Here is a 13,354-nt window from a genome sequence, read left to right as displayed (position 1 = left end):
GATGGATGGACGTTGTCCCCAGGCTGTGGATGTGGGCGCTCGCAAGCGTGGCACTGCTGGGCGCGGCCGGGTGCGTGGCGGGGGCCGTCGAAGTGACGCGGCGCGAGGGGCGTGTCCGGCGACGGGCGTGGTCGGCGTGCGGTCCCGAGAAGGAGGGCCGGGCAGACGGCCGGTTCAAGGGCGGCTCTGACCAGCGTGGCTCGGCGCTGGTGTCGAGGATCAGGCGGGCGGGGCGCCAGGCGCTGCTGTCCCGGCGGGTGCGGGAGGGGGCGGGGATGGCGGGAGCCGGTGTCGTGGCGCTCCTCCTGACCGGCGGCAAGATCGGATGGCTGGCGGGCGGTGCCGCGGCGTGGGGCATGCGCTGGTGGTTGCGGCGCGGCGCGGGGGACGACGCCTCGCGGAGCGCTGAGGACCGTGCGGCTGAGGAGCAGCTTCCCCTGGCAGCCGATCTGATGGCGGCCTGTCTGGCCGCGGGGGCGGGACCCGAGCGCGCTGCCGAAGCCGTGGGCGGGTCCGTCGGTGGCCCGTTGGGAGAACGGCTGGTCAAGGCGTCCACGGAGCTGCGGCTCGGTGCGGACCCTGTTCTGGTCTGGGGGAGGTTCGCGGAGCGGCCCTGGGGCGTGGAGTTCGCCCGGTGCATGGAGCGGGCCGCAGACGCCGGAGTCCCGGCCGTCGAGTCCGTGACCCGGCTCGCCGCCGAGTTGAGAGCCAGGTGGATCCGTGCGGCGAACGGCCGGGCGAGACGAGCGGCGGTGCTGGTCACCGGTCCTCTCGGGCTCTGTTTCCTGCCCGCGTTCCTGGCCATCGGGGTGGCGCCCGTGCTGCTGGGGCTCGCCCGGACGCTGTGGTGAGCCGCACGGCACAAGAGCTGCGGTGACGGGCCGCACGGCACAAGAAAGGCAGCAGTGGCGACCATGCGCCGCGAGGCGTGCGTTCCGCCGGAGGAAGGTGCAGACGATGTCCGAAGCCAAGGAGGAGAGTGCGGTGTCGGCGATGATGCGGCGGCTCTGGAAGAGGGTACGCACGGCACGTGAGCTGAGCGGCGACCGGGGAATGAGCACAGCCGAGTACGCGATCGGCACGCTGGCGGCGGTGGCCCTGGCGGCGGTGCTCTACAAGGTCGTCAACAGCGGCCCGGTGGGCGAACAGTTGCAACAGCTGGTCGAGCGGGCGCTCCGTGGCCCTTTCTGACCCCGCGGGGCGCGGTGAGGGACGCGGCAGCGGCCCGTGCGCCACCGCCCGCCACGGACCGCCGCGACGCAAGGTCCGTACGTCCTGTCTGTTACGTCAGGTCCGTACGGTCCGTGCGGCCCCCGCGGGCCGTAGGGACTGGTGCGCGGGCTATGTGACCGCTGAGGCCGCCGTGGTGATTCCGGCGCTGGTCCTGCTGGTGGCCGGACTGCTGTGGGGGCTCATGGCGGCGGTGACCCGTATCCAGTGCGTCGACGCCGCGCGCGCCGGTGCCCGGGCCGCGGCACGCGGAGAGACCGGGGACGGAGTGGTCCGCGCCGTCCGGTCGGCGGCGCCGCCGGGCGCCCGGCTGAAAGTGACGAAAGACGGAGAGCTGGTGCGAGTCGCCGTAAGGGCCCGGACGGTGGGACCGGGCCCGCTGACGGTGGAGCTGCGGTCCGAGGCGGTCGCCATGGACGAGGCCGGGGCGGAGAACCCGGGCGAAGTGGGCGGAGCCGGCACTGGCCGGAGCCACGACCGGACCCCGGCAAGCCCTGGCAGCCCAGACGGCCCCGAACAGGACGACGCGCGGCAGACGGAGAAGACGGAGAAGGATGCGCGGCAGACGGAGGAGAAGGAGGAATGACGGGGAACCTGTCACAGCTCCGCAGCGACCGCGGGTCGGCGTCCGTGTGGGTGGCACTGAGCGCGGTGGTGCTGTGCGGGGTGTTCGCGGCGGTGCTCGGCTTCGGCCAAGCGGTCCACGTACGCCACCGTGCGGGCGCCGTGGCGGATCTGGCGGCGCTCGCGGCAGCGGACCGGGCACTCGAGGGCCGGGCCGACGCCTGCGCGGCGGCGCGCGGAGTGGCGCGGGCCCAGGGGGCACGGGTGGTCAGGTGCGCGGTGCGGGGGGAGATCGCTGATCTGGACGCGCGCGTGCGGTGGGGGCCGTACGACGCCCAGGTGCGCGCCCGCGCCGGCCCGGTCGGATCGGCGTCACCGGAAGCCGATCGCGGTGCCCGCCCCCCACCCCGCCAGGCCGGACAGGACAGGTAGCCGGCCAGGGGGAGCCGGTCGGCCGGCCACAGGCCAGACAGCCGGCGGGTGAAGCCGACCGGGCCATGGGTCGGACGAGCCATGCGGCCGGGCAAGGCGAGCCATGCGGGCCGGGCGGCGGAGCGAGCCATGCGGCCGGGCGGAGCCGGTTGGCCAACGGCCGGACGAGCACGGCAGCGAGGGGAGCCGAACGGTTCACGGTCATGCGAGCCATGCGGCCGGGTGGAGCCGGTCGCTCCACGGCCGGATGAGCCAGGAAGCAGCCGAGGGGAGCCTGGAAGCAGCCGAGGGGAGCCGAACGGTTCACGGTCATGCGAGCCATGCGGCCGGGTGGAGCCGGTCGCTCCACGGCCGGAGGAGCCAGGAAGCAGCCGAGGGGAGCCTGGAAGCAGCCGAGGGGAGCCGAACGGTTCACGGTCGGATGAGCCAGGCACCGGATGCGGCAGCCGTCAGTCGGCCAGGAGCCGGACAGGTCAGACGGCGGAGCGGAGGAGCTCGGTCAGGAGGCGGACCGCGCCGCGCTTGTGCAGTGGGTCGTTGGCGTTGCCGCACTTGGGCGACTGGATGCAGGAGGGACAGCCCGCCTCGCACTCGCAGGAGGCGATCGCGTCCCGGGTGGCGGTCAGCCACGCCCGGGCGGTGTGGAAGGCACGTTCGGCGAAGCCGGCGCCGCCGGGCTGGCCGTCGTAGACGAAGACGGTGGGAAGGAGCGTGTCGGGATGCAGAGCGATGGAGACCCCGCCGATGTCCCAGCGGTCGCAGGTGGCGAACAGCGGGAGAATGCCGATGGCGGCGTGCTCGGCGGCGTGCAGCGAGCCCGCCAGGATCTCGGGCGTGATCCTGGCGGCGTCGAGCTGGTCCTCGGTCACCGTCCACCACACGGCGCGGGTCCGCAGGGTGCGGGGCGGAAGGTCCAGCTTGGACTCGCCCAGCACCTCTCCGGTGATCAGGCGGCGGCGCAGATAGGAGACCACCTGGTTGGTGACCTCCACCGAGCCGAAGCACAGACGGGCGTCGCCCCAGGGCACCTCGGCCTCGGTCTCCAGGAGGGCCAGCGAGGTGGTGTCGCGGGCCATGGTCGTCCACGGGGGGCTGGATTCCTCGACGAGCGCGGCAGAGTCCTCCAGGTCGAGCCTGCGGACCACATAGGTGCGGCCCTGGTGGAGGTGGACGGCGCCTTCGTGGACGGTGGTGTGTGCGGCTCCGGCGTCCACGGTGCCCAGCAGCCGGCCGGTGCCCTCTTCCACGACCTGTACGGGCCGCCCGCCGCTGCCGCGGATGTCGGTGAGGTCGGCGGCGCGTTCCTTGCGGGTCCAGTGCCAGCCGGAGGAACGGCGGCGGAGCAGCTTGCGCTCTTCGAGTTTGAGCAGGAGCCGGCCGGTCTCGGGCCCGAAGAGGGGGAAGTCGGCTTCGGTGAGCGGTGTCTCGGCTGCGGCCGCACACAGGTGGGGTGCGAGGACGTAGGGGTTGTGCGGGTCCAGGACGGTGGATTCGACGGGGGTGGCGAAGATGGACTCGGGGTGGTGGACGAGATAGGTGTCCAGCGGTTCGTCCCGGGCGATCATGATGGCGAGCGCGCCCTGGCCGGCACGCCCGGCGCGGCCCGCCTGCTGCCAGAGGGAGGCGCGGGTGCCGGGGTAGCCCGTGATGAGGACCGCGTCGAGGCCGGAGATGTCGATGCCGAGTTCGAGGGCGTTGGTGGCGGCGAGCCCGAGCAGTTCGCCGGTGTGCAGGGCCCGCTCCAGGGCGCGTCGTTCCTCGGGGAGATAGCCGCCGCGGTAGGCGGCGATCCGGGAGGAGAGGCCGCCACGCCGTCCCGGCGCGCCCCCCATCGACGCCCCCACCGCCGCAGCGTCCGCCTCTTGGAGGTCCTGGATGTCCTGGATGTCCTGGAGATCGTCACCTCCCGGGACAGGGGCGCGGGCAGGGGCAGGGGCGGGAGGTCGGGAACGGGCGTTCTCCGAGGCGGAACCCCGTGGGGCCGGGACCGCTGCCAGGCGGTCCTGGGCGATGAGGGAGATCAGCTCGGCGCCCCGCCGGGAGCGGACGAAGGCGACGGTGCGTACGCCCTGGCCGGCCAGGTCGGTGAGCAGTTCGGCGGCCTCGGCGGTCGCGGTGCGGCGGACGGGGGCGCCGCGCTCGCCCTCGTACTCGGTCAGTGGCGGTTCCCACAGTGCGAAGACCGTCTCGCCGCGCGGGGAGGTGTCCTCGGTGATCTCGACGGGCCGCACGCCGGTGAGCCGGGCCGCGCCCTCGCCGGGGGAGGCGGCGGTGGCGGAGGCGAGCAGGAAGACGGGTTCGGCGCCGTAGCGGGCGCACACCCGGCGCAGCCGCCGCAGGACCTGGGCGACGTGGGAGCCGAAGACGCCGCGGTAGGTGTGGCACTCGTCGATGACGACGTAGCGCAGCGCGCGCAGGAAGGAGGACCAGCGGGCGTGTCCCGGCAGCAGGCCGCGGTGCAGCATGTCCGGGTTGGTGAGCACGTAGTTGGCGTACTGGCGCACCCATTCGCGCTCTTCGAAGGGGGTGTCCCCGTCGAAGACGGCGGGCCGTACCGCCGTGCCGAGTGGGGCGGCCAGGTCGGTGACGGCGCGGCGCTGGTCGGCTGCGAGGGCTTTCGTGGGGGCCAGGTACAGCGCGGTGGTGCCGCGTCCGTTGGGGGCCTCGGCGCCGTCCAGCAGGGTGCTGAGGACGGGGGTGAGGTAGGAGAGTGATTTTCCGGAGGCGGTGCCCGTGGCGATGATCACGGAATCGCCGTCGAGGGCGTGGGCCGCTGCGCGGGCCTGGTGTTCCCAGGGGCGGTCGATGCCCGCGCGCCGTACGGCCTCGATCACTTCCGGCCGGATCCGGTCGGGCCATTGCGCATGGCGACCGTTTCGCGGGGGCAAGTGCTCCGTATGGGTGACACGCCCGGCGCGGTCCGTTCCCCTGGTGAGACCAGCGAGCACGTCGCGAGGGTCGCCGTGGGGAGCCGAGCGGTCGGGCTCGGCTCGCGGGCGTACGCGCGCGGACCGGGTGTGCTGTTCGTTGGCCATCGGTACCGAGTGTGTCACTGGCGAGGCGGACAATGGCCGCAAGGCGTCGTCCTCGCCTGCTGGTAAGTGATTGAATGCTTCTGCGGCTGCCGATCCGTCCCCTGCCTTTGGGGGTACCTCCCTCCGTCAGGGCAGGGGGAGGGAGAACCGAGGGGGCTGACCGCTCGATAGCAAGGTGCTGGAGGATCCGTGGACCTGTCCCTGTCGACCCGTACCGTCGGCGATCGCACGATCGTCGAGGTCGGTGGCGAGATTGATGTATACACCGCGCCCAAGCTGCGTGAGCAGCTGGTCGAGCTCGTGAACGACGGCAGCTACCACCTCGTCGTGGACATGGAGGGTGTCGACTTTCTCGACTCCACCGGGCTCGGCGTGCTCGTGGGCGGGCTCAAGCGGGTGCGTGCGCACGAGGGCTCGCTGCGTCTTGTCTGCAACCAGGAGCGCATTCTCAAGATCTTCCGGATCACTGGCCTCACCAAGGTCTTCCCGATCCACTCCTCGGTCGACGAGGCCGTAGCGGCCACTGACTGACGCGTCCGGCCGCCGGACCGCCCCCACCTCGGTGCGGGCGGTCCGGCGGCCTCCCGCTTGACTGGAAGGCGGGGTCGCCGGGGTCCGGCTCCAAGAGCCCTGGGAGCCCCGTCAAGACTCACCGAAGACCGAGGGGGATGGCATGGCCACCGTGGAGCTGCTCTTCAGTGCGCTGCCGGAGCACGTCCGTACGGCGCGGCTGGTGGCTGCTGCCGTGGCGCGGCGTGCCGGGGTCGACGAAGCAGTGCTCGACGAGGTGCGGCTGGCCGTCGGCGAGGCGTGCACGCGGGCCGTCGGCCTGCACATGAGCCATGGCCTCAACAGCCCCGTGCGGGTCTCCCTGATCGAGGACGAGAAGAAGTTCTCCATCGAGGTGGGCGACGACGCGCCGCACCGGCGTTTCTCGCTGCCTGGCGGCACGCTGGGCGCTTCGGCGTCCGCCGCTCCCTCGGCCAACGGTGACGGGGCCGGCAAGGGCAGCGGCTCGGGCGGTGGGCTCGTCGAGGCGGAGGGCGCGTTGTTGCCGGGGGCGCGGGACGAGATTCCCGAGCCGGTCGCCGAGGAGGACGAGGGCGACGGCGAGATGGGGCTCGCGGTGATCAGCGGCCTGGTGGACGACGTGGAGGTCACGACCGACGAGCACGGCGGTGTGATCCGCATGAGCTGGCCCACGATCGAGCCGGTTCTCCCCTGAGCCTCCTTGGCCCCGCCCGTCCCGTTTGTCCTGTGCCCGCCGCCTTCGCGGCGGGCTTTTCGGTTGCTCGGGGACCCTCGCGTGGATCTTCTCTGTCGATCATCGGACGATCAACGGAGTAATTGTGACCGCCACTGACCAGGGTCTAAACGAGTCAGCGAGGCTTTTTCCCGTCACTCGATAGATCATTTTCCGGGCGTCAGTTGAATTTGCTCATTCCCTCATGCGAGCGAATTGGCCGGCTCGTACGCGGCTGATCTTCGCCGTTCCCAGCGAATTCCCGCTGCTGCGCTCTGTTTTGATCTAGTGGCGCTCCCTACAATCCGTCCACATCTTTGCAGCAGGACGCCTGAGCGTGCTTGCGCGCGCCCATGTGCCAAACGTCAAGGAGGACGAATGGCGGGGCAACTCAGCCCACTTCACCACCCTCAGCACCTCGCTGACGCCGCAGAGCTGACAAGTGGCAACCGGGGACTCGCGATCGTGATCGCGGTTGTCGCGCTCGCAGCGCTCGGCGTCGCTCTGGTGCTGGTACGACAAGTGCTCGCCGCGGGCGAGGGCACCGACAGCATGAAGAAGATCGCCTCGGCCGTGCAGGAGGGGGCGAACGCCTACCTGGCGCGGCAGCTGCGCACCCTCGGGGTCTTCGCGGTGGTCGTCTTCTTCCTGCTCATGCTGTTGCCGGCCGACGATATGAAACAGCGAATCGGCCGTTCGTTGTTCTTCCTGGTCGGTGCGGCTTTCTCGGCGGCGACCGGCTATATCGGTATGTGGCTCGCGGTGCGCAGCAATGTGCGCGTGGCCGCTGCGGCGCGTGAGGCGACTCCGGCCGCCCCCGTGGGGGTACCGGCGCCGGCTGTGAGCTCAGCGGCGAAGGGCGAGCCGGGAGAAATTCCGGTCGATCTCACCGCCGTCTCCCACAAGGCCATGAAGATCGCTTTCCGTACCGGTGGCGTCGTCGGGATGTTCACCGTCGGCCTCGGTCTGCTGGGCGCCGCGTGCGTGGTGCTGGTCTACGCGGCGGACGCGCCCAAGGTGCTGGAGGGCTTCGGGCTCGGTGCCGCACTGATCGCGATGTTCATGCGAGTCGGCGGCGGCATCTTCACCAAGGCGGCCGACGTCGGCGCCGACCTCGTCGGCAAGGTCGAGCAGGGCATCCCCGAGGACGACCCGCGCAACGCCGCCACCATCGCGGACAACGTGGGCGACAACGTCGGTGACTGCGCCGGCATGGCGGCCGACCTGTTCGAGAGCTACGCGGTGACGCTGGTGGCCGCGCTGATCCTGGGCACCGCGGTCTTCGGCAACGACGGGCTGGTCTTCCCGCTGCTCGTCCCCGCCATCGGGGTGCTCACCGCGATGATCGGCGTGTTCGCCGTCGCTCCGCGCCGCTCCGACCGCAGCGGTATGACGGCGATCAACCGCGGCTTCTTCATCTCCGCGGTGATCTCGCTGGCGCTGGTGGCCATCGCCGCGTTCGTGTACCTGCCCTCCAGCTACGCGGACCTCAAGGGTGTCTCGGGAGACGACGCGGACGAGATCCTCGGCCACAGCGGCGACCCGCGGGTGCTGGCCATCGTGGCCGTGGCGATCGGCATCGTGCTGGCCGCCCTCATCCAGCAGCTGACCGGCTACTTCACCGAGACCACCCGCAAGCCCGTTCGGGACATCGGCAGGACGTCGCTGACCGGTCCCGCGACCGTGGTGCTCTCCGGCATCTCCATCGGCCTCGAATCGGCCGTCTACACGGCTCTGTTGATCGGGCTGAGCGTCTACGGCGCCTTCCTGCTGGGCGGCGGAACGGTGATGCTGGCGCTGTTCGCCGTGGCACTGGCGGGCACCGGGCTGCTGACCACGGTCGGCGTGATCGTGGCCATGGACACCTTCGGGCCCGTCTCCGACAACGCGCAGGGCATCGCCGAGATGTCCGGTGACGTCGAGGGCGCGGGGGCGCAGGTGCTGACCGACCTGGACGCGGTGGGCAACACCACCAAGGCGATCACCAAGGGCATCGCCATCGCCACGGCGGTGCTCGCTGCGGCGGCGCTCTTCGGCTCGTACCGCACCGAGCTGGGCAAGGCGCTGACCGAGGCGGACCAGAACAAGGACAAGATGCTGGAGCTGGTGGACATCGCGCAGCCCAGCACGCTGGTCGGGCTGATGTTCGGTGCGGCCGTGGTGTTCCTCTTCTCGGGGCTCGCCATCAACGCGGTCTCCCGCTCGGCCGGTTCGGTCGTCTTCGAGGTCCGTCGGCAGTTCCGTGAGAAGCCCGGCATCATGGACTACTCGCAGACGCCGGAGTACGGCCGTGTCGTGGACATCTGCACCAAGGACGCGCTCCGCGAGCTGACGACGCCGGGGCTGCTGGCGGTGGTGTCACCCATCCTGGTGGGCTTCACCTTCGGTGTCGGGGCGCTGGCGGCGTTCCTGGCCGGCGCGATCGGCGCCGGCACCCTGATGGCCGTCTTCCTCGCGAACTCCGGTGGTGCCTGGGACAACGCCAAGAAGCTGGTGGAGGACGGTCACCACGGCGGCAAGGGCAGCGAGGCGCACGAGGCGACCATCATCGGTGACACGGTCGGCGACCCCTTCAAGGACACCGCGGGTCCGGCGATCAACCCACTGCTGAAGGTCATGAACCTGGTGGCGCTGCTGATCGCGCCCGCCGTGGTGAAGTTCAGCTACGGCGCGGACAAGAGCGCCGGCGCCCGCGTCGTCGTGGCCGCGGCCGCGGTGGCCGTCGTCGTCGGCACCGTCTACCTCTCCAAGCGGCGCGGTATCGCCGTGGGTGAGGAGGACGACACCGGGCGGACGGCGAAGCCCTCGGATCCGGTGGATCCGGTGGCCGCTTCCTAGCGGCGACTCAACCGAGGGGCGGGCGGGACGCGTTGGCGTCCCGCCCGCCCTTGTGTGTGTTTCGTCTCAGCGCCGTCGGACCGGTTTCCCGCGGCTCCGTGGGCTCACGCGTGTCCGTGATGTCGCAGACCCGCGTTGGTGCAAACGGCTGCAATAGTAGACATAGGGGTCTTCCGGCTCGCCGCCACTCCCTCCGAGGCGTGTATGTTCCGGGCCGAACAGCCATGAAGGGACCGATCCGGTGAACAAGAAGCTCACGGCGGCGCTGTCCGGCGGCGCCGTACTCGTACTCGCGCTGACGGGCTGCAGTGACGACAGCGGCAAGACGGACGAGTGGGCCAAGAGCGTCTGCGACGACCTCCAGCCGCAGCTGACGAAGGTCAGGCAGGCCAACGCCGCCATCGCCGAGGCCTCCCAGGCGGACAAGTCCCCCGAAGAGGTCAAGAAGGCCGACTCGGCCGGTTTCAAGAAGGTTTCCGACGCATACAAGGCGATGGCGCGGGCGGTCAAGAACGCGGGAGCCCCGCCCGTCGACGACGGCGAGAAGATGCAGAAGAGCGCCATCAAGGAGCTCAACGGCATCGCCGGCCAGTACAACGACCTCAAGACCTCCGTCGACAAGCTGCCCACCGGCGACAAGTTCGACGAGGGGCTCGACGATGTGGCCGCCAAGCTGAAGACGCTGGGGCAGCGCGGTGACGAGGCGCTGCACAAGCTGTCGACCGGCGACGTCGGCAAGGCGATGGCCAACCAGGAGAGCTGCAAGAAGACCGGCGTGACCGACAAGTGAGCCGGAGCGCCCGGCCCGCGGCGCGGGTGGCGGCGCGCGCCGCCACCGCGATCCGGACGGCCGCCCGGGAACCGTCCTCGACGGCCCCCGGCCCCTCCCGGGCGGTCCGCCGTCCGTGTCGGACGTCGCGCCGTCCGGCCTGCGCGGCTGATCGCCTGTTGGGGACGGCCCGCCGCCCTGCCCGTGCTGCTCTTCGCCCGTGGGGGACGGTACGCCGCCCGTCCGGTGCCGTTGAACGCTCGGCTTGTGCGGTTGGTCGCCCCTCGGCGACGGTCCGCCGCCCGGGCCGTGCTGCTCGTCGCCCGTTGGGGGCGGTTGGCGGTCCGTTCCGTGCGGTTGGCCGTCCGTGCCGGAGGGAGCGCGGCTCGGGCCGTGCTGCTCGTCGCCCGTTCGAGGCGGTGGGCGGTCCGCTCCACGCCGCTGACCGTGCGGCCCGTGCGGCCCCGGTCGTGGGTGTGGGTGAGCGCGAAGGAGAATGGCGCGGGTGAGAACTGACGCACTGCCCGAGCCCACGCCTCAGAGCACCCGAACGCTGCGGGAGGCGCTGGCCGCGGCCGGTTTCACCGCCGACGGGCTGCTCGATCTGCTGGGCGCCCCCGCCTATGCGGCGCTCGCCCGGGGTGAGACGGTTCCGGCCCTTCGCGCCACGCGCGGTCAGGAGCCGCTGGAGACCCTGGTACGGCTGTTCCTGCTCCAGCGGTCCGTCTCCCGCGAACGTGCCGGGGCCGTACTGCCGTTGGACGAGGTGCTGGCCGGCCGGTGGCTCGAGCGGGTCACGGACCCGGACGCGGGCCCGACGGAGCGGGTCCGTGCCACCGTGGACGTACGTCCCTACAGCGGCCCGGACGGCGAGGACTGGTGGGTCGTCAGTGACCTGGGCTGCGCCGTGGGCGGAGCGGGTGGCGTGGGCGGCTCGGTGGAGTCCTCCCCGGACGTCGTCCTGGGCGTGGGCGGTGCCTCGACCACGCTGGCCGGGCTCATGGTGACCGCCCCCGCCGCCAGGGCGCTGGATCTGGGGACCGGTTCGGGGATCCAGGCGCTGCACGCCGCCCGCTTCGCCTCCCACGTCACCGCCACCGACCTCAACCCGCGTGCGCTGCGTTTCGCCCGCCTGACCCTGGCGCTCTCCGGCGTCCCTGAGCCGGAGCTGCGCCAGGGGTCGCTGTTCGAGCCGGTGGCGGACGCGGAGCCGTACGACCTGATCGTCTCCAACCCGCCGTTCGTGATCTCTCCGGGTGCCCGCCTGACCTACCGGGACGGCGGCATGGCGGGCGACGGCCTGTGCCGGTCTCTTGTCGAGCAGGCGGCCGGCCGTCTGGCTCCGGGCGGCTACTGCCAGCTGCTGGCCAACTGGGAGCACCGTGAGGGGGAGGACTGGCGGGAGCGCGTGGCGGCGTGGGTACCGCCGGGGTGCGACGCCTGGATCGTGCAGCGGGAGGTGCAGGACGTCACGCAGTACGCGGAGCTGTGGCTGCGGGACGCGGGTGATCACCGTGGCGATCCGGCCGTGTACGCGGAGCACTACGACGCCTGGCTGGAGGGGTTCGCGGAGCGCGGCACGCAGGCTGTCGGGTTCGGCTGGATCACGCTGCGGCGCAGTGACGCCGAGCGGCCTTCGGTGCTGGCCGAGGAGTGGCCGCACCCGGTCGAGCAGCCGCTGGGCGAGGTGATCCGCGCGCACTTCGCACGGCAGGACTTCCTGCGCCTCACGGGTGACGAGGCGTTGCTGGAGCACCGGTACGTGCTCGCGGACGAGGTCGTGCAGGAGGAGATCGGTGAGCCGGGCGCGGAGGATCCGCAGTACGTGGTGCTGCGTCAGAACCGCGGGATGCGGCGGGCGATGACGGTGGACACGGTGGGCGCCGGGTTCGCGGGGGTGTGCGACGGCACGCTGAGCGCGGGGCGCATCCTGGAGGCCATCGGGGAGCTGCTGGGAGAGGACGTGGGCGGGCTGCGTGCCCGTACGCCGGAGTCGCTGCGGCTGCTGGTGGAGCGGGGCTTTCTGACACCGGTTGCGGACTGACGCTGTCGCGGGGAGCGACGCCGGATGCCGGAGTGACGGCGGGGCGATGCCGGGGCGTCGACATGGCGCCGGGAGCCGCAGTGACGCCGGGAGGCAGAGTGGCGTCGGGCACCAGAGCGGCCTCGTGCCGGCCGTCCTGGGACCTACAGCAGGTTGCGGGTCACCGTCCAGGCGACGGCGGCGCTCAGGACGGCCACCTTGCCCCGGGTGCTCATCCGGGGCGCCCAGCGGCGGCCGCTGAGCCCTTCCCACAGCCAGCGCGCCGACAGGTATCCGGCGACGGGCAGGCCGACCGTCAGCAGCGCCGCGTTGTCGTGCAGCGCCGTGGTGAGGTCGCCGTGCAGGAGGTCGTAGACCATGCGGGTGCCGCCGCAGGCCGGGCAGAGCAGTCCGGTGGCCCAGTTGAAGGGGCAGCGCGGGAGCAGGCCGCCGGGCTCGTGCGGGTCGGTGCCCCACAGGTAGCAGGCACCGACGAGGCCGGCCGCCGCTGTCGCCAGCGGCGGGGCGGCCGGGTGGGAGAGGGCGGCGCGGAGTCGGCCCACAGCATCAGGGACGTTGGTGTTCGCCATGCGGCCGGTGCCTCCCCTCGTGTCGCGCAGCCCTCCCCCTGGGCTCGCGCCGGTCTCAGCCACGCAGGATGCGGCCGTCGCTGTCGGTCCGGTCTGTGCTCGTTAGGAAGATGATCCCGTCGATGAAGCCCCACAGACCACCGAGGCCGAGGGTGCAGATCGAGACGGCGAGCTGACCGATGCCCATGCCTATGTGGCCGGTGTAGAAGCGGCCCACACCGAAGGAGCCGAGCAGGATCCCGAGCACGCCGGCGACGATCTTCGACTTGTGCGAGAGGGGCCGTCCGTACGGGTCGTAGCCGTACGGTGCGTTCGGGTCGCCGGAGTACTGGCCGGGCATGGGGGCCATCGGCTGCTGCTGCGGGTAGCCGTAACCGGGCGCTCCCGGCTGTCCTGGCGGCTGGTTGTAGGGGTTCTGGCCCGGCTGCTGGGGATAGCCGTAACCGGGCTGTTGGGGATTGGACACAAGACCTCCGAGGTCGAGCGGTACCTGGTGATGTGCCCCCGACATGTTGCCAGAGCCGTCGGGCGGCGCCACGGCTGGTTGTCGGGTTACCGTTCGAGTGGCGTTGCCGACTTTTCCCGTTTGACATGGGGGCGGGAGGTACCGTCACACTCCGCAGCGATACC

The 13,354-nt window shown here is 71.7% G+C and carries 12 protein-coding genes; 9 read left to right on the top strand and 3 right to left on the bottom strand.

Annotated elements, in window-relative coordinates:
• The first annotated feature begins 5 nt into the window (after positions 1-5).
• The 4 genes from DQ392_RS29215 (at position 6) to DQ392_RS29200 (ending at position 2,226) form a co-directional block, all read left to right on the top strand.
• Positions 6-851: a type II secretion system F family protein gene (locus tag DQ392_RS29215; protein ID WP_114018726.1), complete on the top strand. Its 846-nt coding sequence runs from the start codon at positions 6-8 to the stop codon at positions 849-851.
• Between the two features lie 106 nt (positions 852-957).
• Positions 958-1,191: a DUF4244 domain-containing protein gene (locus DQ392_RS29210; RefSeq protein ID WP_114018725.1), complete on the top strand. Its 234-nt coding sequence runs from the start codon at positions 958-960 to the stop codon at positions 1,189-1,191.
• Positions 1,192-1,345: 154 nt separating this feature from the next.
• Complete coding sequence (locus tag DQ392_RS29205; RefSeq protein WP_114018724.1) at positions 1,346-1,816, top strand: TadE family type IV pilus minor pilin; 471 nt, start codon at positions 1,346-1,348, stop codon at positions 1,814-1,816.
• Positions 1,813-2,226: an Rv3654c family TadE-like protein gene (locus tag DQ392_RS29200; RefSeq protein WP_114018723.1), complete on the top strand. Its 414-nt coding sequence runs from the start codon at positions 1,813-1,815 to the stop codon at positions 2,224-2,226. Before DQ392_RS29205 ends, DQ392_RS29200 begins: the two co-directional genes overlap by 4 nt.
• Positions 2,227-2,699: 473 nt before the next feature.
• Here DQ392_RS29200 and DQ392_RS29195 read toward each other — a convergent pair whose 3' ends face one another.
• Positions 2,700-5,261, bottom strand: coding sequence for a DEAD/DEAH box helicase (locus DQ392_RS29195; RefSeq protein WP_425470632.1), 2,562 nt, complete (start codon positions 5,259-5,261; stop codon positions 2,700-2,702).
• Between the two features lie 189 nt (positions 5,262-5,450).
• Between DQ392_RS29195 and bldG the strand changes: the two genes are divergently transcribed.
• The 5 genes from bldG (at position 5,451) to DQ392_RS29170 (ending at position 12,155) form a co-directional block, all read left to right on the top strand.
• The gene (gene bldG, locus DQ392_RS29190; protein WP_016473000.1) at positions 5,451-5,792 is read left to right on the top strand and encodes an anti-sigma factor antagonist BldG; all 342 of its coding nucleotides are present in this window, start codon (positions 5,451-5,453) and stop codon (positions 5,790-5,792) included.
• Between the two features lie 142 nt (positions 5,793-5,934).
• Entirely contained in the window at positions 5,935-6,486 is a 552-nt protein-coding gene (locus DQ392_RS29185; RefSeq protein ID WP_114018721.1) for an ATP-binding protein, read from the top strand.
• 396 nt (positions 6,487-6,882) lie between these two features.
• Positions 6,883-9,342, top strand: a complete 2,460-nt coding sequence (locus DQ392_RS29180) for a sodium-translocating pyrophosphatase (protein WP_114018720.1) — start codon at positions 6,883-6,885, stop codon at positions 9,340-9,342.
• 241 nt (positions 9,343-9,583) lie between these two features.
• Positions 9,584-10,132 carry a small secreted protein gene (locus DQ392_RS29175; RefSeq protein ID WP_114018719.1) on the top strand — a complete coding sequence of 183 codons (549 nt, stop codon included), beginning with the start codon at positions 9,584-9,586 and terminating at the stop codon, positions 10,130-10,132.
• 484 nt (positions 10,133-10,616) lie between these two features.
• Positions 10,617-12,155, top strand: a complete 1,539-nt coding sequence (locus tag DQ392_RS29170) for a DUF7059 domain-containing protein (RefSeq protein ID WP_245982121.1) — start codon at positions 10,617-10,619, stop codon at positions 12,153-12,155.
• A 143-nt stretch (positions 12,156-12,298) separates the two neighbouring features.
• Here the strand turns inward: DQ392_RS29170 and DQ392_RS29165 are convergent, their stop codons facing one another.
• Entirely contained in the window at positions 12,299-12,724 is a 426-nt protein-coding gene (locus tag DQ392_RS29165) for a DUF2752 domain-containing protein (RefSeq protein WP_114018717.1), read from the bottom strand.
• A 55-nt stretch (positions 12,725-12,779) separates the two neighbouring features.
• A complete protein-coding gene (locus DQ392_RS29160) occupies positions 12,780-13,235 on the bottom strand; it encodes a TM2 domain-containing protein (protein WP_114018751.1) in 456 nt (151 codons plus the stop codon).
• Positions 13,236-13,354: the final 119 nt, after the last annotated feature.

Origin of the sequence: Streptomyces reniochalinae, from assembly GCF_003323735.1 — a bacterium.
GTDB classification, from domain to species: domain Bacteria; phylum Actinomycetota; class Actinomycetes; order Streptomycetales; family Streptomycetaceae; genus Streptomyces; species Streptomyces reniochalinae.
Note: the sequence above shows the minus strand (reverse complement) of the source record. Positions and strands in the feature narration are given on the sequence as shown.